Consider the following 25,059-nt stretch of genomic DNA (forward strand, 5'->3'; position numbering starts at 1 on the left):
GATCAATTGGTTTTCGTTTCGCCGCGCCCGTAAAGAATATCCGCGGCTTTCAGCCTGCCCTTGGGCAGCCGGCCGTCGCGCTCGAGCACGCCGACCCAGAAGTCTATGTCGCGGTCGTCGGCCTTCGCCCCTTCGCGCAGCCCGAAGCCGGTCCAGTAGCGCGCCAGCTCGCCATTTTCGCCGCGTTTATCGAGGATCTCCGCAAGCACCTTGCGCGCCTCGTTCGGGTTCTGGCGCGACCAGTCGGCGGCGCGGGCCGACTGTTCGACGAAATTGCGGGCGCCATCCGGATGCGCCGCGATGAAGTCGCGCCGCAGGACAATGAAGCCGCCGGCCAGTTCGCCCAGCACGTCGGTGTCGTTGAACACGCCGCGCACACCGCCCTTGTCGACCAGCGCGCCGGCAAACGTCGCCTGCCAGTAGCCCAGTGCCGCGATATCGACCTGGCGTGACCGCAAGGTCTGTTCAAGCTGCGGCCCGGGCACGACGACGAGGTTGGCGGCATCAGGCGGCAGGCCGACGCCGTGCAGCGCCTCGCGGACGGTATAGTCGAGATGGGCGCCGAGCGTGTTGACCGCAATGGTCTTGCCGGCGATGTCGGCAATCGATTTGATCGGGCTGTCTTCCAGCACGTAGAAGATGCTGCGCACTTGGCCGTTGATGCCGTTGCTTGGATAGGCAGCGACGAAGTCGTTGCCGCCGGAGATCGAATTGATCACCGCAGCGGTTGCGGCCGAGCCGAGATCGACGCTGCCGGAGGCGAGCGCGAACAGCGATTCCGGGCCGCCGCTGGAGTAGCCGACATTCTCAAGCTTGACGCCGACGTCCTTGAAATAGCCGAGCGCGTCCGCCAGCTCATGCGGCGAGATGCTGCCACGGCTGGCGAGGTAGCGCAACGTGACCGGCGCGGCTTGCGCAACGGCAAAGCGAGGCAGGCCGGAGGCGATGATGCCGGCGGCAAAGGGAGCGCCCGCAAGCAGGGAACGGCGAGTGATTGGCATGGTCCGGACTTTCGTGTTGGAGGATGGGGCCTGTTGGAGAGGGTGGTTGAAAGCTGGTCAGTCGATGGGATTGCTCCAGCGGCAGAGCCGCCGCTGCAGGCCGACCAGCGCCTGGTTGGCGATCAGGCCGAGGCCGGCAAGGATGACGATCGCTGCAAACATCAGCGGGATCTGGAAGTTGTACTGCGCGTTCATCACCTGGAAGCCGATGCCCTTGTTGGCGCCGATCATTTCGGATGCGATCAGCAACAAGAGCGCCGTGGTCGCACTCAGCCTCAAGCCGACGAAGATCGAAGGGACGGCCCCCGGAAGCACGACCCGGCGAAACGCGGTGACCCGCGTGGCGCCGTAGACCCGGGCCATCTCGAGCAGTTTCGGATCGACTTGCTTGACGCCGCTGATGGTGTTGAGCAGCAGCGGAAACAGCGTCGCCCAGAAGATGACGAAGACCTTTGATGCCTCCCCCAACCCGAGCAGCAGGATGAACACCGGATAGAGCGCAAGCGCCGAGGTCTGCCGGAAAACCTGCAGGATCGGGTCAAGCGCGGTTTCGACGGCGCGCACCTGGCCCATGAACAGACCAAGCGGGATGGCAACCGCCACCGCCGCCGCGAAGGCGAGGCCGGCGCGCTGCAGGCTGATGGCGATATCGCCAAGCAAGGTGCCGCCGGCCAGACCATTCCACAGTGCGGAGACGATCGTGTCGACCGGCGGCAGCACCGCGGCGTTGACCCATCCCGCGCTGCTCGACACCTGCCAGATCGCGAGGAAGCCGATCAGGATGCCGTAGCGGGACAGGAAGCGGATGACAGTGCGGTTGGCCAGGCGCGGGAAATCGGCGCCAAGGCCGGTTCTGCCGTCATGTGCATCGATCGTCACCCGCTGCTCGATGTGTTGCAAACTCATCGTCTTGCCCTTTGCTTCAAGAGAATCTATTCGGCGGCCAGCACCTTGGAGCGGGCGGCGGTCCAGGGGTTTTCCGGCCGCCTGAGGCCGAGATTCTCGCGCAGCGTCCTGCCCTCGTAGGCGGTGCGGAACAGGCCGCGACGCTGCAGCTCGGGGATCACCAGGTCGACGAAATCGTCGAGCCCGCCGGGCAGCCACGGCGGCAGGATGTTGAAGCCGTCGGCGGCGTCGTTGCCGAACCATTCCTCCAGCTGATCGGCAACCTGCGCCGCGCTGCCGATCACGGTGTAGTGGCCGCGGGCCGTCGCCACCCACTGGTAGAGCTGGCGGATGGTGAAGTTGTGCTCGTCGGCAATCTGGCGGATCAGCGCCTGGCGGCTCTTCATGCCTTCGGTTTCCCGGCTCGGCGGCAGCGGTCCGTCGAGCGGGTAACCCCGGATGTCGAGCGTCTGGCCGGCCAGCCCATTGAGCAGGGCCACGCCATCCTCGGGCAGGATCAGCTCGTTCAGCTGCTGGTACTTGGCGCGGGCTTCCTCTTCGGTGCGGCCGACGAAGGGTGCTACGCCCGGCATGATCAGCACCTGCCCGGGATCGCGGCCGACTGCCGCCACGCGCGCCTTGATGTCGCGGTAGAATTCTTGCGCCGAGGCCAGGTTCTGATGGGCGGTGAAGATGACCTCAGCCGACTGGGCGGCGAGCTTGCGTCCGTCCTCCGACTGCCCGGCCTGAACCACCACCGGATGGCCCTGCACCGGTCGCGGCACATTGAGCGGGCCTTTGACGCTGAAATGCCGGCCCTTGTGGTCGATGTCGTGAAGCTTGTCCTTGTCGTAGAAGCGCCCCGACTTCTTGTCGCGGATGAAGGCATCGTCTTCCCAGCTGTCCCACAGCGCCTTGACCGTCTCGACATGTTCATCCGCGCGGGCATAACGCTCGGCGTGGGCAGGCTGCGTCACGCGATTGAAATTGCGCGCGGTCTCGTCACCCGCCGAGGTCACCACATTCCAGCCGGCCCGGCCGTTCGACAGCAGGTCGAGCGAGGCGAACTTGCGGGCGAGCGTATAGGGCTCCTCATAGGTGGTGGAGGCGGTGGCGATGAAGCCCAGATGCGTGGTGAGCGGCGCCAATGCGGCAAACAGCGTCACCGGCTCGAACCCGGCGATCTTGGCATTGCCGCCTTCGCGGGCGCCGAGGCCGACGGTCAGATTGTCGGCCAGGAAATAGGCGTCGAACAGGCCGCGCTCGGCGGTCAGCGCGAGCTGCCTGTGGAACTCGAAATTCGTCGCGCCGTCGGCCGGCGCGTCAGGATGGCGCCAGGCTGCGATATGCTGTCCGCCACCGGGCAGGAAAGCACCAAGCTTGATCTGCCTCGACTTGCTGGGTCTGGTCATTGCGGGCTCCTTCTGAGCTGTGCGGGAAGCGAATTGAGGACACGGGGCCGGTATTCAGGCGGCAAGACCGACGCTGCGTGGCACCGCACGGCATGCTTCGGCGACCGCTTGGCTGGCGCGAGCATGGATGGCTTCGGACACCAGCACGCCGTTGGCGAAGTCCTTGTCGGAGGCGTAGATCGCGGTCGGCAGGGTCAAAGCCTCGAAGAAGCCGAACAGCGGCCGCAGCTGATGTTCGACCACCAGCGAATGACGATCGCCGCCGCCGGTTGCAGCAAGGATCACCGGCTTTCCCCGCAGGGATGACGGGTCGAGCAGGTCGAAGAAATGCTTGAAAAGCCCGGTGTAGCTGCCTTTGAAAGTCGGCGAGCCAACCACCAGAACGTCGGCGCCCAGCAATCGCTCGACGATGTTCCTGGCCGATGGATCCAGATCGCCAATGCGCCTTGCCAGCGGAAACGACCGACCGAGATCCTCGATGTCGAAAACGGTCGAGGCTGCACCGGTGCTGCTCGCCACCTCCGCAACGATGTGGCTGATGAACGCCTTGGTCTTCGACGGACGGGTCAGGTTGCCCGACAGCCCCACCACCAGATTTTTCGACATTTGGGCTCCTCGCAAAACGCTTGTGTGCTTTAACTCTACTAAGTTTATAGAGTTTAATGAGAAAGAAGATTTCAAAACGAGCCCGCCAAGCGGATTGAGTTTGCGGCACATCGCCGTTGATTGGTTCTTTCGACGCGAAATGCGAACGGCGAGTTCGGCAACGGCGCCTTGACCGCATTCCGGCCATGCGTTGATGATCTCACACCAAAGGCATCGCCCCGGAGGATTCGCATGAAAACAGCCGTTCTGACCTACCTGCTCCTGGCCATTTTGCTGGCGTCGCCGGCGCAGGCGGGCTGGAAGCCGGTCGAGAAGGTCGAGACCTACGCCGTTTCAGGGCAGACCGGTCCCCAGCTCCATGCCTCGATGGGCGAGCGCGGTCCGACGATCGGCAAAAGCAGGGTCCGCGCCATGGCCTATACCAATTTCAAGCTGACCTGGGTCAGGGACTATCAGCGGCAAGGCAATGCCTGTGTGCTGGTGTCGGCGCGCCCAAAACTCATCATAACCTATACCTTGCCCAAAGCGTCCGGGCCGGTGCCGGCCGCCGTGCAGAAGAGCTGGGACGTTTTCGCCGCTGGCCTCGCCGCCCACGAAAAGGTGCATGGCGACATCATCGTCGACATGGTCCGCAAGATCGAGACGGCGACCATCGGCCTGTCCGTCGCCGACGATCCCGGCTGCAAAAAGATCAGGACCGAAATGACCACGCGGCTTGCCGAACTCTCCCAGGCGCAGCGGCAGGCAAGCCGCGATTTCGACCGGGTAGAATTCGCCCCGCGCGGCAATCTGCAGCGGCTGATCGTCGCTTTGCTGATGGGGCGGTAGTATTGTGACGCCTGAGCGAGGCACCCCCCTCTGCCCTGCCGGGCATCTCCCCCTCAAGGGGGGAGATTGCGCCTTCGCGTCGCTCCGGCCTCAATCGCCGATGTTGAAGGACGAGGTGCGGCGTTGCGGTCAGCCAATCTCCCCCTTGAGGGGGAGATGCCCGGCAGGACAGAGGGGGCGCCGTAGAGTGCAGGCCTCGCCTCACCCCGTCACCGGCGTCCACATCACATCCTCGACCCGCATCGCCCCCGTCGCCAGCATCACCAGCCGGTCGAAGCCGAGTGCGGCGCCGCTTGCCTGCGGCATGATGGCCAGTGCGGCGAGGAAATCCTCGTCGATCGGATAGCGTTCGCCGTAGATGCGCTGCTTCTCGTCCATTTCGAGGATGAAGCGCCGGCGCTGCTCGTCGGCGTCGGTCAGCTCGCCGAACGCATTGGCCAGCTCGACGCCGCAGCAATAGAGCTCGAAGCGCTCGGCGGTCCTCGGGTCATCGGCGCTCGGCCGGGCAAGGGCGGCCTCCGAGATCGGATAGCCGTAAAGAATGGTGGCGCGCCCCTGCCCCAGCGCCGGCTCGATCTTTTCCACCAGCACCCGACTGAACAGATCGGCCCAATTGTCGTCGGGCGCGGTGCGCAAGCCCGCCTGGACCAGAGCCGCATGCAGCGCCTCACGATCGGTGCTGCCGTCGGCGGCGACCGTGACCAACAGATCGATACCGGCATAGCGGATAAAAGCCTCGGCGACGTTCAACCGTTCCGGCTCGGCGAACGGATCGGCCTCGCGGCCGCGAAAGGCGAAGCGTTTCGTGCCGGCGCGCTCGGCGGCCAGCGCGACAAGCCCGGCGCAATCCTGCATCAGGCTGTCGTAGGTCTCATCGGCCCGGTACCATTCGAGCATGGTGAAGGACGGATGGTGCAATGGGCCGCGCTCGCGGTTGCGATAGACGGCACTCAGGCTGAAGATGCGTTTCTCGCCGGCGGCGAGCAGCTTCTTGCAGGCGAATTCCGGCGAGGTGTGCAAATAGAGCGGCTGGTGCCGCCCATCTGGGCCGAGCGCCTCGGTGGCGAAGGCCGACAGATGCGCCTCGTTGCCGGGCGAGACCTGCAGCGCCGCGGTCTCGACTTCGACGAAGTCGCGGCGGGCAAACCAGTCGCGCACGGCCGCGGTGATGGCGTTGCGCAGGATCAACCGCGGCCGCCGGTCGGCGTGAACATCAGGCGTCCACCAGGGCGAGGCGGCGGTCATGGCGACAGGATTTGCATCGAGGACTGGCGATTGCCGCCAAGATGCGCTAGGCCGCACCGAACGGCTCCCGCAGCCGATTTGCGCCATTCGGCGCTCCCAGGCCAGTCAACGCTGTTAGGAATAAAGCCCGTGAAGGTCATCGCCAGTTCCCTACGCAAAGGCAATGTCGTCGAAAAGGACGGCAAGCTCTATGTGATCCTCTTTGCCGAAAACATCCATCCGGGCAAGGGCACGCCGGTGACCCAGCTCGACATGCGCCGCATCTCCGACGGGGTGAAGGTTTCGGAGCGCTACCGCACCACCGAGCAGGTCGAGCGCGCCTATGTCGAGGAGCGCGAGCATACCTTCCTCTACCACGACGCCGAAGGCTATCATTTCATGAACCCGGAAAGCTATGACCAGGTCGCGGTGCCGGAAAGCGTGGTCGGCGAGATGGCGCCCTATCTCAAGGAAGGCATGGCGGTGCAGATTTCACAGTACAACGGCATCGCCATCTCGCTGGTGCTGCCGCAGCGCGCCACCTTCGAGGTGGTCGAGACCGAGCCGGTGACCAAGGGCCAGACGGCGTCCTCATCCTACAAGCCGGCGACGCTGTCCAACGGCGTGCGCACGCTGGTTCCGCCGCACATCACCGCCGGCACCCGCGTGGTGGTGATGACGGCTGATGCCGCCTATGTGGAGCGCGCCAAGGACTGAGAGGCAGGATCATTTCTGTCGTCACTGAAGGTGTCGCGCGCGATGAATGCCAAGGCGCAACTCACGCCGGTGCCGGCATGCGTGCCGTCTCCTTCACTGAACAGTGCAGATTCAGCCAAGGATGACACCCGCCACCAGAACCGTAAGGATCATCGACAGCGGGACGGCAAGCAGGCAGCAGGCCTCCAAGGTGTTGATTTGCCAAGAGTTCATCGGGCGCTTCCCAGTTGGTTTCCTGTCTAAACGGTCAGACCGGGATGGCAGTTCCACGAAAAATCTCCCGCGTCATTCCGTGCCACGATCACGCCGATCGACACGAACCTCGGTCATCCAGCGGGCACGCGCCAGATGCGTCGCCCAGGCGCGGAATGCCCGTTCTGGCTCCTGCTCCGGGTCAATGTGCAGGACGGTGTGGGCGACCTCACGCCAATCGGCGCTGTCCGCCGAAGCATCGAGCAGCCGGATGTAAGTCAGCATGCAGTGCTCGTCATACGCGGTCAGCGCCGAAGACGTCGGCGCCGTATCTGCGAAATGAGCGTTTTGCGGCATCTTTGGCATTGTGATTTACCAGCAATGGCGCAGCGTAACAGGCCGTCGGGAAACCCGCGCCCTTCAATTGGAGGACGCTGGCCAAAACGCATTGCCAAACGCCCCGTTTGCCCCTTCACCGCGGCCGCCGCATCAGCATCATGCCGTAATGCACCGCCAGCAAGTCCAGCCCGATTTTGAGCAGTTTCGACAGCACATCCCGCGGCTCGCCGGTCTGTTCGGCCAGGCTCTTCACCGTTTCGCCGGCGCAGCAGACTTTTTGCACCACGACCGACACCTCCCAATGCGCAAGCGCCCTGGTGGCGTCGGCATAGGCGCGGCCGGCGGACAGGATGCGGTCGGCAACGCCGCCGCCGATGGGTCCGCCGTCGACGCGCTCGATCAGCGCCATCGGCTTGACGCCGTCCTGTGCCGAGACGCGAAAATCCTCGCGGTAGCGCATGCCCGCCTCGCGCTGCTGGCGCGACAGCGAGGTGATGCCGGTCAGCGGGTCGACATTGCGCACCCGCACAATCCCGCCGGTCGCGGTGTGGCCGTTATTGGACACCTCATAGACGCGCCTCGCCTCCAGCGTGCCGGTCGCCAGCCGCTTGCGGCCAAAGGCATCGTCCTTCAGCGCGAAATCATGACCGACCTGCTTGCGGATGCGCACCTGCTCGGCCTCGCCCGTGGGTAATTTGGGCGGTTTGGCCTTTTGGGCGGTCTTCTTGCTCATCTGTGGCTCCTCGTTTCATTGCTGTCTTCGCAGAACCTGGGCTCCTCCGCGCAGCGGGGGCGAGGAACCGGGCCGCCGTGCTTGGCGAGAAGACTCTCGACCGATGCCGCTCACGCTGCGTCCGCGAGAGCCGTACGGCGATGGTCGCAGAACCGCGCCGCGTGATAGGCGCAGTAGCTTTTCAGCGGCCGCGTGCGCAAGCCGCAGCACAGCATCGCCAGTGCCGGCCGGCTGCCGGGCGCGTCGTTTTCGGGATTTTGCTCGAGCGTCAGGTCGAGCGGTGCGCGGCAGCGGTTGAACAGGCAGTCGATGAAGCGCATGGCCGCGACATGCGGCTGGCGCCCGACGGCGGCAGCGGGGCGCGGCGACGGCAGCTTGAGGGCCTCGCCGTCGGGCCCTTGGATCTCGCGCACCAACGGGCGCTGCGGCAGCCAGACCGGCGGCGCCAGCCTGGCCGGCGTGCGGGCGATGCTTTGCAATTTTGTGTCGGTATAGGCGGGCATGATGTTCTTCCATCGAGATCGAAAGGGTTGCGTAGATGCCGAAGCTGCCCCCTCTCCCCGTTCACGGGGAGAGGATGCCGGCAGGCAGGTGAGGGGCGGCGCGGCGTCGCCGATTACCTCTCCCAGGGGAAACCGCCCTGCCCGTGCGCCGGGCGAAGACGATGACCGTGCCGTCCTCGGTGCGGCTGCACGAAAGGCCCGCATTGCACGCGCCGAAATTCGGGGCCGGAGCCGTGAGGGGACGGCTCCGGCCGTTCCGGTTGCCGCCGCTGACGGCAGGGCCACCGGATCCGAGGCGCGAGCCTCGGGCTTCGTCCCGGCCGGGGAGGAGGACAGCCGGGACGGATGGGAAAGCGAGATGGAGCGTGGCTTGTGCATGGCTATATATAAGCATAACTCAAAAAATTATGCAAGCCATTCTTTCATGGACGAAACCGATTCTTATGTTTCAGATGGCGCCATGGCGAAAACCTCATTGTCGATCAAGGTCGGGGCGGCGATCCGCAAGGCGCGCAAGCAGCGCGGCCTGGTGATGCGCCATATTGCCGAGCACAACGACACCGACGTCGCCGCTGTCGGCAATTGGGAAACCGGCCGCAACCTGCCGAAAACCGAGAACCTTTTGAAGACCGCCGCCTTCCTGCGCATCGACCCGGTGGCGCTCGGCAAGGGCGAGGTCGTCTTCCTCGACGACGCCGACAATGTCGCCGACGCCGAGATCGTCACCGACGCCGCCCCCCTGCCCGCCGGCCCGATGGACATCGAGCTTCTGGGTGCCGCGGTCGGCGGCGACGACGGTGACTTCACCTTCAACGGCGAGGTCGCCGGCTATGTCCAGCGCCCGCCCGGCATCGCCCATCTGCGCAAGGTGTTCGCCCTGCACGTGCTCTCCGACTCGATGGTGCCGCGCTACGAGCCCGGCGAGATGCTCTATTGCGGCGGCCGCGACGCTGTGCCCGGCGACCACGTGGTGATCGAGATGTTTCCCGAGGAAAACGAGCGCAACGGCAAGGCCTTCATCAAAAAGCTGGTCAAGCGGACCGCCGCCGAGTTGGTCGTCGAGCAGTACAATCCGCCGAAGTCGCTGACCTTCAACCGCTACGCGATAAAACACGTCTGGCGCGTCATCCCGCTCAAGGAACTGCTGGGGTACTAGGGCGGCGGCGGAGCGCGCCCTTCTCCCCTTGTGGGAGAAGGTGGATCGGCGCGTAGCGCCGAGCCGGATGAGGGGTGCTGGACGGAATGAGGCATCGGCAATCCGTCGCCTTCGCTTCACTTCCCTGGAGCAAAGGCAGGCGTTGGCGATCCGTCCAACACCCCTCATCCGACCTCGCTTCGCGAGGCCACCTTCTCCCACAAGGGGAGAAGGAATCGCCACTCCCCATCAAGCCCGCCTGGATCTCTCCAGCGGAACCTCGCGCTCGCCAAGCATCCGCGCCTCGGCGCGGCGCTGCTGCCGCTCGTCGATGAACGCCGCCTGGATCGAGACCGCCGCGCCCGGCAGGCCATCGGCGCGACAGGCCGAGCAGCGAAGCCGCCCCGACAGCGCCGCCAGCGGCGTCTGCGCGGTCACCCCGAATCGCCTCAGCTCCGCCGGCTTCCACCATCTGTTTCGACCGCAATCGATACACTCGACCGCGATCGAGACGACCTCGGCGATCGTGGCTTCCTTGCCCGGCAATGCCATCGTCCCTGGTGCCTCGGTTCCTGTTTTGTTCACATCATTAGGGGTTTTTCCCGAAGAGTCGAGTCGGTTCCGCTCAACCCGTGCAAAAGTTTAACTTGTGCCAATTTTTGAGTTATGCTTATATAAAATACTCCAGACGAACGGGCGACGGGACCGGGTCTCCGTCGCGCCGCCGCCAGCCAAGGAGACGAAGATGGACGCCCTCTCCGCCCAGTTCGCCCGCGATTGCGGCTATACCAGCGACAGCCCGGCCATGCTCGCCGCCTTCGCCGCTATCCGCCGCGACGGCATAGGCCGGGCGCGCCTCGGCCATGGCCAGCGCAAGGCGCTGGTCGACCGGCTGAAGCTCGGCGAGGCCTTGTTCCTGGCGGCGATCCGCCCGGCGCAGTCGACTGAGGAGGCGCTCGAGGACGCCGCCCGCTTCATTGCCTGTTATCGCAATATGCCGCGCTGGCGCCAGGAAAGGCGCGGCGCCGATCTCGCCCGCGCCAGGCAGCAGCTTCTGCTGGCGCGCTTCTTCCGCCGCTACGGCCACCGCCTCTGGGCACGGCAGGCGGCCTAGGCTAGAGGTGAGTAACGTCGGCGCTGCCGCGCTGCCGGCACCTTCTCCCCGTATGGTGACGGGGAGAAGGGGCTGGCCGCAGCGTCGGCTCCATTTCTGAACGCCAGAGATTGGCGAAATCCTTTGCGAAGTGTCCCTTCTCCCCGTTCCTATACGGGGAGAAGTGCCCGGCAGGGCGATGAGGGGCAGCGCAGACCTGAAGCGATTACCCTCCACCTGCCCTCCACGCTCCTTGACAATCCGCCCTATTTGTTCTCTTTATGTTCGCACAAAACCCACCCTCAGGACAATGCGGCGTTCGAACTGCCGCGGGCGAACGGGCCGGATGGAAGCCAACATCCTCCACGCTGATCTGGACGCTTTCTATGCCTCGGTCGAACAGTTGCTCGACCCCGCCCTGCGCGGCAAGCCGATCGCCGTCGGCGGCGGCGTCGTCTTGGCCGCGTCCTACGAGGCCAGGGCTTTTGGCGTGCGCGGCGGCATGCCGGGGCGGCGCGCGCGGGAACTCTGCCCCGGGCTGATTTTCGTCGGCGGCCATTTCAAGGATTATCAGCGGCTCGGCGATGCGGCTATTCAAGTGCTCGGCGATTTTACCCCGGTGGTCGAGCGGATTTCCATCGATGAGGCCTTTGCCGACGTCGCCGGCTGCACCCACCTGTTCGGCCCGCCGGCCGAGATCGCGACAACCATCCGCCGCCGCGTGCGGGCCGAGCTTGGCTTGCCGATCTCGGTCGGCGTGGCGCGCACCAAGCACCTGGCCAAGATCGCCTCGCAGGTGGCCAAGCCCGACGGGCTGGTAGTGGTCGATCCGCGCCACGAGCTGGAGTTCCTTCACGATCTGCCGGTCGAGCTGATGTGGGGCGTCGGTCCGGTCACCAGGGAGCGGCTGGCCGGCATTGGTGTGCGCACCATCGGCGAACTGGCGAAGACCAATGGTGGGTCGCTGGAGCGTCTGCTCGGCCCGGCGGCAGGTGAAAAACTCAACGCGCTGGCCTGGAACCGCGATCCGCGAAAACTCGAGACGCAGCGCCGGGCACGATCGGCCGGCGCGCAATCGGCGCTCGGCAGGAAACCGGCCGAGGCAAAAATCTTCGTACCCACCCTGCTGCATCTGGCCGACAGGGTCGCCACCAGGCTGCGGGCGAAATCCCGGCCCGGCCGCACGGTGACGGTCCGCGTCCGCTTTGCCGATCTGCGCTCGGTGACGCGTTCGATCACGCTCGACCAGCCGATTTCGGCAACCGCGATGCTGGCCGAGATCGCCGAGGCGCTGGTGCGCAAGGTGCTTGTCGATCATCCGCACGAAAAGACCATTTCGCTGCTGGCGATCGCCGTCTCGCATCTGGAGAAGCAGCCGGCCCTGCAGCTGGAACTGCCGCTCGGCCTCGACGACGACCGCCTCCGCCCCGGCACCAGGAAGGGTGCGGCGCGCTGGACCGCGGACCACGCCATCGACAAGATCCGCGACCGCTTCGGCTGGGAGGCGGTCGGCTATGCCTCGGTCGCGCTCGGCCAATCGCGATCGGTCCCCGATGCGTTTCGCGAGCTGGCCGAAAAGGAATTGTAAGTAAGGGAAGGCAGTAGGCAGTAGGGGAGTAGGGGAATGGCCCCTGGAATGGCTTCCTCACCACTGCCCACTGCCCACTGCCTACTGCCCACTGCCTACTGCCTACTGCCTACTGCCTACTGCCTATTGCCCTACTCGCTTCCCAGCGGCGCCACGGCCGGTCCGTTCAAGGCCGTGCCATCGATTGCAAAATGCGAACCGTGGCAGGGGCAGTCCCAGCAGCGCTCGAGCGAGTTCCAGTGGACGTGGCAGCCGACATGCGTGCATGCGGCCGAGCGCTTGTAGAGCGTGCCGTCGTCATCGCGAAATGCGGCGATCTTGCTGAGCCCTTCGCGGACGATGGCACCTTCTCCCGGTCGCAGCTTATCGACGGAATCGATCTCGCCAGGCGCGATATATTCGGCAAAACTCTTGATCGCCGTCGCATTCTCCGACAGGTAATCGCCGATCGCGCCTGCCGTCTTGCGCGACGGCTCGTAGAGTTCGCGCCAGGGACTTTCCTCCTTCAGAATCAGGTCTGAAATCAACAGGCCGGCGACAACGCCATGGGTAATGCCCTGGCCGGAATCCCCGGTCGCCACAAAGACGCGGCTGTCGCCAGGATTGCGGCCGATGAACCCCGCATAATCGACGGTCTCCATCACCTGCCCGGACCACCGGTTGATTTCCACGCCGACATCGGGCACCAGCCTTTTGGTCCAGGCCGTCAGGGCCGCGAAACGGTCACCGGCATCATCGGCCTGTCCTGTCTTGTGGTCTTCACCTCCGACGATCAGGAAGTCGGTCCCACCGTCGCCAGGCTGAAGCCGAACGTAGTGATAAGGGTCTTCAGTATCCCAATACAGCGCATCCGGTATGGTATCGCGCGCGATCTCGAACGACATCGCGTAGGTTCGATAGGGCGCTTGCTTGGTGTGAAGCGCGACCCGATCGTTGATCGGCGAGTTGGTGGCGACAACGGCCGATCTGGCAGACACGGTAGAGCCTGAAACCGTGGTTACACGCACGCCGCCATCAGTCTCCTCGACCTTTTCGACGATAGTATCAGCATAAAGCACGCCGCCGCGCGCGCGGATGGCCGCGGCCAGCCCGCGGAGATATTTGAGCGGGTGGAAGGTCGCCTGATTGGCGTATCGAAGGGCCTGCACATCCGAAAAGCCTGCAAATGGCACGCCCCTGGTCTTCTCGACCTCGACACCGATCTTCAGAGCGGCGTCCAGTTCGCGCGTGATATCGGATTCCTGGCTGCCGGAAGCCGGAAAGAGAAAGCCATCAAGGCGCCGGAAATCGCAAGCGATACGCTCGGTCTCCCGGATGGATTGGATACGGTCGATAGCGGCCGACTGGCTTTGGTAAAAAATCCGCGCCAGGTCCTCGCCGCGCAATTTGGTCAGCTCCGAAAAATAGTCGTCGCAGACAGATGACAGGTGCGCAGTGGTGCGAGCCGTCATGCCGCTTCCGATCCGGCCGCGATCGAGGACAGCCACCTTTTGCCCGGCGACGGCCAGTTCGTAGGCGACCGACAGTCCGGCAATCCCAGACCCGACAACCACGACATCGACCTGTTCGCTTTGCCCGAGCGGCACCGCATCGGGCACGACTTCGGTCGCCGCCCAGAGCGATACAGTCCTTTCATCGCTGACATTCATCGGCGGAGCCTCCCATCCACGATATTCGGTAACGGATGCGAGAATTCAAAGTTCCTCGACGCTTTGAATGCCGACAGAGGCGGCCCTGGTTGTCAGACCAAAAGCGTTGCGCCGCCCCAGGCGATCAGGGCGATGCCAGCTGCCCGGCCAACCCACGGGCCGGCAGGAAACAGTTTTTCCACCAGCACCAGAATGGCGAGCGCGGCAACCCACACCAGATTCATGACGCCACCCACGAACAACAACGCCATCAGCATCCAGCAGCATCCGACACAAAACGCCCCGTGCAGTGCGCTGAGACGCAGCGCGCCAGTTGCGTACGGACGCCAGTGGCGGGCAAGGAACGCCGTCGGTGCCCGGCAATGCGACACGCAGGCATTCTTGAAGGGCGAGAGCTGATACAGCCCCGCGCCGATCAGGACGATGGCTGAAAGCCAGCGGCTTTGCGAACTCATCATCGTCGCCGAAACGAGGGCCTCGCGTTCGAGCAGCCAATGCAACGCGGTTGCGGCGACGGAGAACCCCAGCCAGACCAAGAGGTAGCCTGCCATGAACACGCCGGTCGGCGCGAGCTTGTCCTGGATCTGACCCCGTGCCAGCGCATGGCGATGCACGCGCGCATAGAGCAGGATGGTCGGCGCCGCACTCGGCGACATCATGGCGACCATCATGACCCACCACATGGCGATCATCAGCGCCCAGTTCGCGGCCCCCCAGGCCCGCGGCTCCGTCGCCATCGCGCTCATGTCCATGCCGGACATGCCAGACATATCCATGCCAGACATATCCATACCGGGCATATCGGATGTCATGTTCGGAGTTTGCAGGTGGGGGAATAGCGCGAGCCTCGACATCTCCCACGCATTCATGCCGAGCCCTGCGCCGGCGGCGATGTAAAGCCAGGCCAGCAGGCACAGCGCCACCACGCCCGCAATCGTGATGACGCGGTCGCGCCTGAGCAGCCGTTCCAGTGGCGACCCGCCGTTCATGCGCCGCGTCAGGCCCGCACCACCCCGTGATTGTTGAGATGCAGCCGCGCGAACTGGCCGTAACTGTCTTTAGTGGTCACCTGAACCGGCCCGCTGGTTGCGCTCGAAGCGCTGCCGATCTCGGCGACGGCATATTCGAAGCCGTTCGGCAACACGATTTGAGCCCGCGAGTCCGCGCCCGTCACCTTGTTGCGGATCGGCTCGCCGACGGTTTCGATGTAGTCCTTGACGAAGATGCGGCCCCTGCGGCCGTCGATATTGAGGTCGAGATCGATCTTGGTGAAAACCGGCTCGTTCATTTTTGTCACGGTCGAGGCGTAGACGGCGAACATCGTCGCGAACGGGTCGGTGTCCTGGCCAGTCATGATGCGCAGCAGCGCGTTACGCTGCTGGTCGGTTGCCTTCTCGTCGACGAAAGCGATGGCTTCGCCGTTGCCCTCGTGGATTGCGCCGGGCCATTTGAAGATCGCGGCGATGCGCAGGCCGTCGAGAACGGTCTCGCCATGATGACCTTCATCGATCTGGATGCCGGCCACGGCATGGCAATGGCCCTTGTCGGGCAGCGCATTGAATTGACAGTTGCAGCCATATTCGCAGGTGCAATTGACGAGTTCGCGCCCCTTGATTTCCCAAGACGTCATGCTGTCCTCCCTGATCTCGAAATATTAGACGATCATCATACACTGGACTCTTCCCTCTCAAAGGCGCACCCTCAAAAAGGCGAAACCCAAGCGAGAGTTTCGTCCAAGGCTTCACATGTTTGAGATGCGCCGCTGATCGCTTGACCTGTCCGGATAATCTCCGGGTGGGGCAAACGTTCATTGCGCCTATCCGTGTTCAGGCTGCGGCCTAAGGCACGTGCAGCCTGTTTCCGGATCAACTGGGAGGAAACAACATGCCTGATCTTCAACGCAGAGAACTTCTTGTTCAGGGAAGTGCTGCCCTTGCCGCAATTGCTTCTCTCTATACCTCGCGTCGGGCTTACGCTTTTCCAACACGGCCGAGCGAGGAAGTTATTCGGTGGCTGGACCAGCCGACCGAAAATCCCGATCCGGTCGGTATCCAGAAGCAGCTTGTCTGGGAGGATCTGGACAGCTGGATAACGCCAAACGACAAGTTCTTCAGCATCTCGCATTTCAATCGACCAACCATCGACGAGAAGACATGGTCGATGGAGATTGGCGGTCTGGTCAAGAAGCCCCTGAAATTGACCCTCGCCGACATCAAGGCGCGGCCGCGCCAGGAGGTCGTTTTCACAGTCGAATGCTCGGGCAACCACGGTTTTCCGTTTTTCACCGGCGGCATCGGCAATGCCCGCTGGGCAGGGACGCCGCTCGCCCCGATCCTCGAGGAAGCCGGCGTCCTGGAAGATGGCATCGAGGTGGTCTTTTTCGGCACTGACACCGGCGAGGTCGCCATCCGCGACGTCAAGATGCAGCAGAACTTCGCGCGCAGCATGTCGCTTGCCGAAGCGACGAACCCAGACAACCTGCTCTGCTATGAAATGAACGGAGCCGCCTTGCCGGCGGCCAATGGTTTTCCGCTGCGGCTGATTGCTCCGGGCTGGTACGGCATCGCCAACGTCAAGTGGCTGGAGCGCATCGAGGTGCGCGACACCCGCTTCATGAGCCTTCTGATGGCCCGTGACTATGTCACCATCCGGGAGGAAGAGCGCAATGGCGAGACCGTGTGGACCGAGGACTCAGTCGGGCGAGCGCTGATAAAGTCCGCGCCCGCGAAGGTCACCCGCAAGGACTCGGACTACCGCATCATTGGGGCAGCCTGGGGGGCACCGATCGATCGGGTCGAAGTGCAAATCGATCAAGCGCCATGGGCACCGGCGACCATCGACCGCAGCGAGGAGGCCGAACACGCCTGGAAGATCTGGTCCCTGGATTGGCCAAATCCGTCGCCTGGAGAACACACGGTGACCTCGCGCGCGGTCAGCACCACGGGACAGGTTCAACCGGCAATGGACGATCCCTTGATTGCCAAGAAACACACATACTGGGAAAGCAATGGCCAGGTGACGCGCCGCGTGCGTGTCGTTTGATAGACTTTGCGGGAAGGTGAAGCAGGCAGCGCCTGATCGCAGACTGGTCGCCAGCGTCAGTCCTTGGATGCCGTGATGACGAGCGCCGGCATGTCGAAAGCGACGGCGCCGGCTGCTGTCACGAAAGGCATAAGTGCCCGCTCGGCCTCCTCCAGAAGCCGCTTGAACTGCTCGTTGTCCAAAAGCCCGCCCAACGTCCAGATGCAGGCTCTTTCAGTCGAGATCAGCGTCTCGATCGAGGCAAAACGGACCGTTCCGCGGTGCCGCTTCACCTCGGCATGCTCTATGCCTGCCTTCGCGCAGAGCGAGCGCAGTAACTCCGCATCGCCGAGCACAAAGGGCGCCCGGAACGGGTTCGCAACGTCGCTTCCAAACAGCCGTTCAAGCATATCCGCCACTGCGGCATAGCCGGGCGACTGGTCGAGCGGTCCGCAGACCGCGACGGCGAGCCGGCCGCCGGACTTGACCACGCGCATCATTTCCCGCAGTCCGGCTGCTCGATCGTCGAAGAACATCAGGCCGAACTGGCTGACTGCGGCGTCGAAGCTTTCATCCGGGAAAGGAATCTGCTCGGCGCGCCCTTCTCGCCACTCGATGCGAGTGCTTTTGCCGCGGGCAACGCAAAGCATATCGGGATTGGGGTCAAGCCCGACCACCTTGCCCTCCGCGCCAACGCGGTCTCGGGCCGCGAGCGCCAGCACACCCGTACCGCAGGCAATGTCGATCACGCAGTCGCCCCTCCCTATTCGCGCCTCGGCGGCGACGATAGGCCCCCATTGTCGGAACAGCGCTGGAACGAACAGTGAGTCGTAGATTTCAGCCGGAGTTTTCGATGTCTTGCCCCGACGGGTCTGGGCCGCCGCTTGCTCCGATCCCGGCGTTGCACCTTCAAGGAACACTGCGTTGGATCGGGTTCCGGCGACGCGAAGCGCCTTCAGCGGCTCGTATTCGGGCGATGAATACCAGCGCCGGGCATGCTCGCCGTCGGCAAATTCGACGATGACCGGATAGACCGGCTGCCAGTCTCCTTCGACAAGGTCGGATTTCCCGCCCAGCACCAGATAGCGCCCTCCATACTGTTCAACCGTTGCAATGACCCCTGCCAGATACTGCTCGACCTTGGCCTGGTCGGTGATTTCACGCACGTCGAAGAAGCAATAGGTAGACATGGCCGACCTCCGTTGATCGCATGGACTCCACGGGATGCGCGGTGGATATGCTGTTCGGCGCATAGTAGACTTGGCCATGGGCACGCTCCATGACCCAGCGTCTCGATCGCTTGCCGCAGCGTCCGTTCTGGCGCGATCGCCTGGGCGGCCACCGGAAGAGGTCGTTGCCGATGCCGCACCTTCGGCCGCGCCGGACAAGGATGTGCTTTCGGATGTGCTGCGCGTGGTAAAGCTCACCGGCGCGCTTTTCTTCTGGGTCGATGCCTCTTCGCCCTGGAGCGTGGAAGTGCCGCGGGCGGATTCATTTGCCCATCTCATCCTGCCGCACGCCCAACACGTGATTTCCTACCACATCATCACCCAAGGATCGGGCTCGGTCAGCATCGGTGACGATCCGCCGATGGAGTTTGCCGAAGGCGACATACTCGTGATCCCGCATGAGGATTCGTACGCGATGTGCAGTGCGCCCGGAGTGCGATCAGGTTTGAGCCCGGAAGATTCGCTCGATTTCTTTCGCGCCATGGCGGCCGGACAACTGCCCTTCGTGGTCAACGAAGGTGGCGACGGCCTCCTCCTGACCAGATATGTCTGCGGTTTCCTTGGTTGCGATGCACGGCCGTTCAATCCTCTGCTCGGGGCTCTTCCTCCGCTGATACGCATCCGGCGCGCGGCCGGCGCACCGAGCGATCTGCTCGACCGGCTGATCGAGCTGACGCTGGCAGAGGTGTCCGTTCAACGGCCAGGCGCTGAATGCATCCGCCTGCGCCTCAGCGAGCTGATGTTCGTTGAGGTCGTTCGCCGCTATCTTGAGGCACTGCCGCCGGAGCAGACCGGCTGGCTGGCCGGCTTGCGCGACCCCGCCGTCGGCCGCGCTGTTGCGCTTGTCCACGAAAATCCGGCGCGTGGCTGGACAATTGAAGAACTCGCACGCGAAACCGGCGTCTCGCGGTCCGTCCTCGCGGCCCGCTTCACGCGTCTCGTCGGCTGCCCACCGATGCAGTATCTCACGCGATGGCGCGTACAACTGGCCGCACGACTGCTCACTGATGGGCTGGCCAAAGTCTCGGCAGTCGGGCGTGATGTCGGCTACGAGTCCGAAGCGGCCTTCAGCCGGAGCTTCAAGAAGCTCGCGGGCGTCTCGCCGGCTGGCTGGCGCGACGGCCGGCGCGGATAACGGGCGGCCGGAGGCCGACCCTCCCCCTACCCCTCCACAGTGCTGATCTGGGCATCGACCAGGCACCAGGGTGCATAGCGAAAATCGCGGATCTGGACGACCCGCTCGTCCCGCCATTCGACCAGCATGAAGCCGCGCACCGCGCCGTCCGGCTCCTGCGGGTTGCGGATCAGGATCGCCGGCCTGCCGTCGACAAAACCCGGCGACAGCGTCCAGTCGCTGATGCGGTCGTAATTGCCGAAATAGGTCGACACTTCGGCCTTGCCGCGCAGGCGGAGGCGGCTGACCAATTCGAGCTGGACATCCTCGGCGATCAGCGCCCTGACCGCGTCGAAGTCGCGCGCGTTGAACAGGTCGACATAGCGGCGCAGCCGTCGCTCGTCATCGGCGTCGAGCCTGGGTGCGGCGACGTGCTCGGGCTGCGATGCCAGCAGGCGCAGCTGCGCCCGCCCGCGATGCAGCGCCGCCTTGGTGGCGGCCAGCGTCGCGCCGGTCACCTCGCAGGTCTCGTGCAGCGAAAGGCCGAGCACGTCGACCAGGATCACGGCGCCGCGCTGCGCCACCGAAAGCTGCATGAAGCTGCGCAGGCCGGCCGCAGCGGCGAGCCTTGCGTCGGCGCTGCCGGAAGGATCCTCGATGGTGGTCATGTCGGTCTCGGTCATGCGCGACCTTTCCCGATGGCGCCGGCGCAGATGGTCCTGCGCGGCATTATACGCGATGCGAAACAGCCATTGCTCGGGCCGCTCGACCGTCATGCTGCCGTCGACCGCCTGCAGCGCCTTGATCAGCGTCTCCTGCACGATGTCTTCGCCGTCGATCACCGAGCCGGCCATGCGGGCGCAGTAGCGGTGCAGTTTTGGGCGAAACTCGGAGAGCATCGCCTCAAGCGCCGGCCGATCGAATTTCGGTTGGATCATGGCGTCCATTCTATCCGGCCTTGCTCTCCTCAAGCACACGGTAGTTGCCGATGATTTTGGCAGGCGACCGCTTCACCGGGGTCGAGCGCCGTTCCGCATGGTTTTGCGTGAACGCCTCGAAGGCCGCAAGCCCGGTCAGCGCAGATGTGTCGTTTCCCTCGCCGACGACATGGACGAACTCGCCGTCATCGAGTTCGAGCACGAGATAACGCACGCTCTGCGGCGCCGTCTCATCCAGCGCCTCGAACACTTTTGCCACCAGCGCGCGGTTCTCTTCCAGCCCGGTGTCTTTCACGCTGTAGCGAATGAGTTTGTAGCCCATGGTTCGTCTCCTGAATGATTGCTCTGAGCAGAAGACGTTTCGCGTTCCCGAAAAGATTCTCGCACGCTATAAATCTCTTCGGCCGGCCGGACCCGTCCTCGACCTGTGGACGGCTACGCAGCGGCCATCGAGGAGCAGGAGAGACGACCATGCACATCCAGTTTGCCGAACTGCCGGTATTCGACCAGGACCGCGCCAAGGCGTTCTACACCAGGCATTTCGCCTGCAAGGTCGCGGCCGACGAGAAGATGGGCGATAGCGGCTGGCGCTGGATCGAGCTGAAATTTCCCGGCGCCGTGACGAACCTGCATTTCGTGAGGCGCGCCGACGACACGCCAGGCGCGGAGCCGGTGCTGGTGCTGGTCGACGACGACGTCAAGGCCACGATCGCCGCGTTGAAGGCGGGCGGCGTCGAGATCATCACCGAACCGCAGGAGGCGCCCTGGCAGCCAGGCCGCACGGTGGCGGAATTTCGCGACAGCGAGGGCAACCGCATGGTGATCGGCAGCCAATGAGCGGGTGCAGCCGGAGAGCGGGCATCTGAATGGGTCGTGCGTCCGGGCGGAAAACGGCCACTCAAGCAGCCCCGGCCTTGTGCGCCAAAGCATGCCTTGGCTGGTAGAGGCCAAGCGAGCCGCCACTGGGAAGCGAGACATGCGTGAGCAGGCCCCAGCCTTCATCGGTGACCGAAGTGCATTCAACATCGTGCGATTTCAGCTCTTGGATCGTAGCATTGATGTCTTCGCACATGAGATAGACTTCGTGGCTGTCGACTTCGGCGGCCGGGTGAACGGCAATCTCGGCCGGCGGCAATGCGAAGATCAACCAGCCTTCGCCAGCATCGACTGCTGGAAAACGTAGGACATTGCGAAAAAATGCGCGGTCTGCCTCGGCATCCGTGCTGTAGATGATCATGTGTGCGCCGGAAATCATGGCTCCTTATCTCCCTGAAAGTGATGCGAACAAACAAGCTATTGCCGTTGCAAACGACGTTTCCGCCGTCGACACAGCCGCTCGATATTGGCAAGCTTCAGTTGGATATAGGTCGGCCGGCCGTGATTGCAGGTGCCGGAACCCGGCGTTGCTTCAAAGACCGACGCCTGCCAGACCTCACGCTATCAGCGGAAGAAGCTGGAGATGCTGTTGGCGCAGCTGCCGCATTACCCGGCCATCGGTTTTGAGTCGACCTGGCGCGCGTTTTGGCTCTGGTCGGCGACCGGGGCGGCTGGGGCATCGATCCGGCTCAGAATGTGATCCGAGATGCCGCGCGCGATCTCCCGCTCGCCCATGATGATCAGGTCGGCGCCGAACTTCTTCAGGTAATCCACTTCGGCATCGGAATGCGCACGGGCGATGATCTCGAGCCTTGGATTGATGGCATGGGCTTGCTCGATGAGATTGCCGCTCTCGAACGGATTGGGAATGGCGCTGATCAACCACCGGGCCGAGGCAACGTTGGCCGCCTCAAGCAGGCCCGGCTGGGCGGCATTTCCCGCAATGACATCAACGCCGCGGGCGCGCAGCTGTTCTACTATCACTTGCCGTTCCTCAATCACCAGGTAAGGCTGCCTTGCCTTTTGCAACGTCTCCGCGACCAGGCTTCCGACCCGTCCATGGCCGACAAGCACCGCGTGGTCTGTCAGGCTGGTAGCCGCGAGTTCGGGCGGTTCGGATTTGCCTTCTTGCGTGGCGATGGTTCGCTCTCGTGCTTTCAGCCACGGCGTCAGCCGATCCAACGCCGCAAACAGCAGCGGGTTGACGAGGATCGAAAGGATGGCTCCGGCAAGCACCAGGTCACGTCCAGCCTCTGGAAGAAGCGCGAGGTCGACACCTAGTCCCGCCAGGATGAAGGAGAACTCGCCGATTTGCGCCAGGCTTAGGCCGAGTGTCAGGGCCACGTGGGACGGATAGCCGAACATCAATGCGATGGCCGATGCGGCCGTGGCATTGCCGATGACGATGATCAAAAATGTCACGCCGACGAGCAGCGGCTGCTCGACCAGGATCATCGGGTTGAACAGCATGCCGACGGAGACGAAGAAAAGCACGGCGAATGCGTCGCGCAGCGGCAGCGTTTCCTGAGCGGCCCTTTGGCTCAACTGGGATTCGGCAAGGATCATTCCTGCGAAAAACGCGCCAAGAGCGAACGAGACGCCGAACAGCTCGGCTGCCCCGAAAGCGACACCAAGGGCGATCGCCAGCACGGCCAAACGGAAAAGCTCTCGCGAGCCAGTGTGAGCAACGTAGTGAAGGATCGGCGGAATGACACGTCGCCCGACGACAACCATGATCGCGAAGAAAGCCGCCAATTTGCCCAGCGTCAGCCCGAGCGCGCTCCAGATGGTCTGCGGCTCAAACAATGTGAACAGGTCATTGCCGTTAAGGTTTGGCCCGTTGAAATTGCCACCGAGCACACCGGCGAAGGCCGGCAACAGCACGAGCGCGAGGATCATGGCGAGGTCCTCTACGACCAGCCAGCCGACTGCGATGCGTCCGCCATCGGTTTCGAGCTGCCGCATTTCCTGCAGCGCCCGTAGGACCACGACTGTGCTTGCAACCGACAGGGCCAGCCCAAACACCACTCCGGCTCCGATCGGCCAGCCGATCGCCTGCGTCACGAGGAGCCCGAGCATGGTCACCAGAGCCATTTGACCGATAGCGCCGGGAATCGCGATCTTTCTTGCCGACAGCAGATCGTTCAGCGAAAAATGCAGCCCTATGCCAAACATCAGCAGGATCACGCCGAGCTCGGCGAGTTGGCGCGCCAGCGCCTGGTCGGCAACGAAGCCGGGCGTGAACGGGCCAATCAAGACACCAGCCACGAGGTAGCCGACCAGTGGCGACAGGCGAAGTCGGTTCGCCAACGTGCCGAGGATGAAGGCGAGTCCGAGGCCGGCGACAAGGGTTGCGATAAGTGGCGCCTGAGGCATCTTCTCAATCCGGTTTCCGGCCACGCTTGGCGCTCGGGTCAAGCCTTGCACGAGCCAGAGATAATGGACCCAGGGATAATGGACTAAGACGCGGCGGTCTCAACACCTTTCACGCGGCGAACGGAAACGCGCCGGTCGGAGCGACCGTTAGTGGCTGTCGTGCTCGCCGTGGGGATGTCCATGGCGATGATCGGCAACCGCGTTCGCCAATCTAATATTCGCCGCCGCAAGCGCCGGCATGTGCTCGAACAGCTGGTGCTCCAGCGCTGCAATGATCGTCTTCGCTTCGCAGACGGGCAGGCTTTCTTCCACGGCGATGGCAATGTCGGCGTGCAGCCTGTGACCGATCCACCGCGCCTTGGCCTCGACAATGCGCGCTGCCGGCACATGCGCGGCGGCATGGTGGATGTCGCCGATGACGTCAGGATCTATACCGTCGAGCATGCGGGTCAGCACCGAGCGCGCCGACTGCCAGACGATGCCGAAGATCGCAAGCGTGATGAGCAGGCCGACGATCGGGTCGGCCAGCGCAAAACCGAGCCAGACGCCGAACGCTCCGAGGACCACGGCAAGGCTGGTCAGGCCGTCGGTGCGAGCGTGGTAGCCGTCGGCAATGAGTGCGGCGCTGTTGATTTCGCGGCCGACGCGGATGCGGAACACCGCGACGGCCTCGTTGCCGAGAAAGCCGATAATGCCCGCCGCCGCCAGCCAGCCCAGATGCGTCACCACGCGTGGATTGATCAAACGGTCGATGGCCTGGTAACCGGCGACGATGGCGCTGAACAGGATGATCCCGACGATGATGATCCCGGCCAGGTCCTCGACCCGGCCCAGGCCGTAGGTGAAGGTCGGCGACGGCTTGCGCCGGGCCAGCAGGAAGGCGATCCACAGCGGAATGGCGGTGGTGGCGTCACCGATGTTGTGGACCGTGTCGGCCAGCAGCGCCACGCTGCCCGACAGCGCGACCACGACCATCTGCATCGCCGCGGTGATTGCCAGGATGACGAACGACCATTTTATCGCCCATATGCCGCGGTCGGTCGTGGCGATGGTCGCATCGATGACCCCGTGGCTATGCGACCCGCTCACATGATCGTGATGGCCATGACCATGCGCGGCGTGATGGCGCGGCCCGAACCCGAACCAGTCGAGGAAGCGCGCGCCGAGCACAGGCATTTGACGGCTCACAGATATTTCGCCAGTTGCTTGAGTTCCGCCAGCGAGTTGCCGCCGGCTTCCGCGGTGTCCGTCAGGCAATGCCCGATATGATCGTGGATCAGTTCGCGCTTTGCACTGCTGATGGCGCTCTCCACGGCGTGGAGTTGTTGCGCCAGATCAACGCAAGGACGATGCGCCTCGAACATCGACAGCACCGCCGCAAGGTGGCCCTGCGCGCGCTTCAGGCGCTTCACGATAGCCGGATGCGAACGATGGATACCTTCAGACATGCCTGTTTTGTATCCTCCCCCGGAGGATCCAGTCAAATTATCTTTAGGCTCGTCTGCCGGCGAGTCCGTCACATCCGAAGAAGGACGGCCAGCCACCTCCTGCGGTTGACCGGCCGGCCGGCGGCGGCGGCCCGTATTATTTCGTGACCGTG

The 25,059-nt window shown here is 64.0% G+C and carries 27 protein-coding genes; 8 read left to right on the forward strand and 19 right to left on the reverse strand.

Annotation, left to right across the window (positions count from 1 at the left end):
- Positions 1–2: 2 nt before the first annotated feature.
- The 4 genes from AC0L28_RS24850 to msuE are packed head-to-tail and all read right to left on the reverse strand — an operon-like array spanning position 3 to position 3,904.
- Positions 3–1,001 carry an ABC transporter substrate-binding protein gene (locus AC0L28_RS24850; protein WP_473480862.1) on the reverse strand — a complete coding sequence of 333 codons (999 nt, stop codon included), beginning with the start codon at positions 999–1,001 and terminating at the stop codon, positions 3–5.
- 57 nt (positions 1,002–1,058) lie between these two features.
- On the reverse strand, positions 1,059–1,907 hold the full coding sequence (locus AC0L28_RS24855; RefSeq protein WP_287346225.1) for an ABC transporter permease: 849 nt from the start codon (positions 1,905–1,907) through the stop codon (positions 1,059–1,061).
- A gap of 26 nt (positions 1,908–1,933) precedes the next feature.
- Entirely contained in the window at positions 1,934–3,298 is a 1,365-nt protein-coding gene (locus AC0L28_RS24860; RefSeq protein WP_473480864.1) for an LLM class flavin-dependent oxidoreductase, read from the reverse strand.
- 54 nt (positions 3,299–3,352) lie between these two features.
- Complete coding sequence (gene msuE, locus AC0L28_RS24865; RefSeq protein WP_128246992.1) at positions 3,353–3,904, reverse strand: FMN reductase; 552 nt, start codon at positions 3,902–3,904, stop codon at positions 3,353–3,355.
- A 231-nt stretch (positions 3,905–4,135) separates the two neighbouring features.
- Between msuE and AC0L28_RS24870 the strand changes: the two genes are divergently transcribed.
- Complete coding sequence (locus tag AC0L28_RS24870; RefSeq protein ID WP_023799064.1) at positions 4,136–4,732, forward strand: DUF922 domain-containing Zn-dependent protease; 597 nt, start codon at positions 4,136–4,138, stop codon at positions 4,730–4,732.
- 201 nt (positions 4,733–4,933) lie between these two features.
- On the opposite strand, the gene epmA is transcribed toward AC0L28_RS24870, so the two are convergent.
- Positions 4,934–5,977 (reverse strand): EF-P lysine aminoacylase EpmA, encoded by a 1,044-nt coding sequence (gene epmA / locus AC0L28_RS24875; RefSeq protein ID WP_128173020.1) that lies wholly within the window; start codon positions 5,975–5,977, stop codon positions 4,934–4,936.
- A 129-nt stretch (positions 5,978–6,106) separates the two neighbouring features.
- Here epmA and efp point away from each other — a divergent pair, with 129 nt between their 5' ends.
- Positions 6,107–6,673, forward strand: coding sequence for an elongation factor P (efp, locus tag AC0L28_RS24880; RefSeq protein ID WP_023799066.1), 567 nt, complete (start codon positions 6,107–6,109; stop codon positions 6,671–6,673).
- A gap of 285 nt (positions 6,674–6,958) precedes the next feature.
- Here efp and AC0L28_RS24885 read toward each other — a convergent pair whose 3' ends face one another.
- From AC0L28_RS24885 to AC0L28_RS24895, 3 genes are all read right to left on the reverse strand, one after another.
- Complete coding sequence (locus AC0L28_RS24885) at positions 6,959–7,231, reverse strand: DUF2285 domain-containing protein (RefSeq protein ID WP_473480866.1); 273 nt, start codon at positions 7,229–7,231, stop codon at positions 6,959–6,961.
- Positions 7,232–7,337: 106 nt separating this feature from the next.
- Entirely contained in the window at positions 7,338–7,937 is a 600-nt protein-coding gene (locus AC0L28_RS24890) for a DUF6456 domain-containing protein (protein ID WP_023799069.1), read from the reverse strand.
- A 110-nt stretch (positions 7,938–8,047) separates the two neighbouring features.
- Positions 8,048–8,440: a hypothetical protein gene (locus AC0L28_RS24895; protein ID WP_051407815.1), complete on the reverse strand. Its 393-nt coding sequence runs from the start codon at positions 8,438–8,440 to the stop codon at positions 8,048–8,050.
- Positions 8,441–8,900: 460 nt separating this feature from the next.
- Between AC0L28_RS24895 and AC0L28_RS24900 the strand changes: the two genes are divergently transcribed.
- A complete protein-coding gene (locus tag AC0L28_RS24900) occupies positions 8,901–9,596 on the forward strand; it encodes an XRE family transcriptional regulator (RefSeq protein ID WP_473480868.1) in 696 nt (231 codons plus the stop codon).
- 228 nt (positions 9,597–9,824) lie between these two features.
- Here the strand turns inward: AC0L28_RS24900 and AC0L28_RS24905 are convergent, their stop codons facing one another.
- Positions 9,825–10,127 carry a hypothetical protein gene (locus AC0L28_RS24905; RefSeq protein WP_023799072.1) on the reverse strand — a complete coding sequence of 101 codons (303 nt, stop codon included), beginning with the start codon at positions 10,125–10,127 and terminating at the stop codon, positions 9,825–9,827.
- A 193-nt stretch (positions 10,128–10,320) separates the two neighbouring features.
- On the opposite strand from AC0L28_RS24905, the gene AC0L28_RS24910 reads away from it, so the two are divergent.
- The gene (locus AC0L28_RS24910) at positions 10,321–10,689 is read left to right on the forward strand and encodes a hypothetical protein (RefSeq protein WP_473480870.1); all 369 of its coding nucleotides are present in this window, start codon (positions 10,321–10,323) and stop codon (positions 10,687–10,689) included.
- A gap of 325 nt (positions 10,690–11,014) precedes the next feature.
- A complete protein-coding gene (gene dinB, locus AC0L28_RS24915) occupies positions 11,015–12,256 on the forward strand; it encodes a DNA polymerase IV (RefSeq protein ID WP_287345379.1) in 1,242 nt (413 codons plus the stop codon).
- Positions 12,257–12,387: 131 nt separating this feature from the next.
- On the opposite strand, the gene AC0L28_RS24920 is transcribed toward dinB, so the two are convergent.
- The 3 genes from AC0L28_RS24920 to AC0L28_RS24930 all read right to left on the reverse strand — a co-directional run bounded on the left by AC0L28_RS24920 (position 12,388) and on the right by AC0L28_RS24930 (position 15,535).
- Positions 12,388–13,905 (reverse strand): FAD-dependent oxidoreductase, encoded by a 1,518-nt coding sequence (locus AC0L28_RS24920; RefSeq protein ID WP_473480872.1) that lies wholly within the window; start codon positions 13,903–13,905, stop codon positions 12,388–12,390.
- A 92-nt stretch (positions 13,906–13,997) separates the two neighbouring features.
- A complete protein-coding gene (locus AC0L28_RS24925; RefSeq protein ID WP_473480874.1) occupies positions 13,998–14,894 on the reverse strand; it encodes a DUF2182 domain-containing protein in 897 nt (298 codons plus the stop codon).
- 8 nt (positions 14,895–14,902) lie between these two features.
- Entirely contained in the window at positions 14,903–15,535 is a 633-nt protein-coding gene (locus tag AC0L28_RS24930) for a DUF1326 domain-containing protein (protein ID WP_473480876.1), read from the reverse strand.
- Positions 15,536–15,789: 254 nt separating this feature from the next.
- Here AC0L28_RS24930 and AC0L28_RS24935 point away from each other — a divergent pair, with 254 nt between their 5' ends.
- Positions 15,790–16,947 carry a sulfite oxidase gene (locus AC0L28_RS24935; RefSeq protein WP_473480878.1) on the forward strand — a complete coding sequence of 386 codons (1,158 nt, stop codon included), beginning with the start codon at positions 15,790–15,792 and terminating at the stop codon, positions 16,945–16,947.
- A gap of 56 nt (positions 16,948–17,003) precedes the next feature.
- Here AC0L28_RS24935 and AC0L28_RS24940 read toward each other — a convergent pair whose 3' ends face one another.
- On the reverse strand, positions 17,004–18,116 hold the full coding sequence (locus AC0L28_RS24940; protein WP_473480880.1) for a DUF1330 domain-containing protein: 1,113 nt from the start codon (positions 18,114–18,116) through the stop codon (positions 17,004–17,006).
- Positions 18,117–18,192: 76 nt separating this feature from the next.
- Between AC0L28_RS24940 and AC0L28_RS24945 the strand changes: the two genes are divergently transcribed.
- Positions 18,193–19,290, forward strand: a complete 1,098-nt coding sequence (locus tag AC0L28_RS24945) for an AraC family transcriptional regulator (protein WP_473480882.1) — start codon at positions 18,193–18,195, stop codon at positions 19,288–19,290.
- Positions 19,291–19,316: 26 nt separating this feature from the next.
- Here the strand turns inward: AC0L28_RS24945 and AC0L28_RS24950 are convergent, their stop codons facing one another.
- A complete protein-coding gene (locus AC0L28_RS24950; protein ID WP_473480884.1) occupies positions 19,317–20,207 on the reverse strand; it encodes a sigma-70 family RNA polymerase sigma factor in 891 nt (296 codons plus the stop codon).
- Positions 20,208–20,217: 10 nt separating this feature from the next.
- The gene (locus AC0L28_RS24955; RefSeq protein ID WP_236377460.1) at positions 20,218–20,529 is read right to left on the reverse strand and encodes a hypothetical protein; all 312 of its coding nucleotides are present in this window, start codon (positions 20,527–20,529) and stop codon (positions 20,218–20,220) included.
- A 149-nt stretch (positions 20,530–20,678) separates the two neighbouring features.
- On the opposite strand from AC0L28_RS24955, the gene AC0L28_RS24960 reads away from it, so the two are divergent.
- On the forward strand, positions 20,679–21,044 hold the full coding sequence (locus tag AC0L28_RS24960; protein ID WP_287230045.1) for a VOC family protein: 366 nt from the start codon (positions 20,679–20,681) through the stop codon (positions 21,042–21,044).
- A 61-nt stretch (positions 21,045–21,105) separates the two neighbouring features.
- Here AC0L28_RS24960 and AC0L28_RS24965 read toward each other — a convergent pair whose 3' ends face one another.
- The 4 genes from AC0L28_RS24965 to AC0L28_RS24980 form a co-directional block, all read right to left on the reverse strand.
- Positions 21,106–21,462, reverse strand: coding sequence for a VOC family protein (locus tag AC0L28_RS24965; RefSeq protein WP_023799084.1), 357 nt, complete (start codon positions 21,460–21,462; stop codon positions 21,106–21,108).
- A 227-nt stretch (positions 21,463–21,689) separates the two neighbouring features.
- The gene (locus AC0L28_RS24970; protein ID WP_128170307.1) at positions 21,690–23,459 is read right to left on the reverse strand and encodes a cation:proton antiporter domain-containing protein; all 1,770 of its coding nucleotides are present in this window, start codon (positions 23,457–23,459) and stop codon (positions 21,690–21,692) included.
- A 147-nt stretch (positions 23,460–23,606) separates the two neighbouring features.
- A complete protein-coding gene (locus tag AC0L28_RS24975; RefSeq protein WP_473480886.1) occupies positions 23,607–24,635 on the reverse strand; it encodes a cation diffusion facilitator family transporter in 1,029 nt (342 codons plus the stop codon).
- A gap of 8 nt (positions 24,636–24,643) precedes the next feature.
- Positions 24,644–24,907, reverse strand: a complete 264-nt coding sequence (locus tag AC0L28_RS24980) for a metal-sensing transcriptional repressor (protein ID WP_473480888.1) — start codon at positions 24,905–24,907, stop codon at positions 24,644–24,646.
- Positions 24,908–25,059: the final 152 nt, after the last annotated feature.

The organism is Mesorhizobium sp. WSM4847, assembly GCF_055811335.1.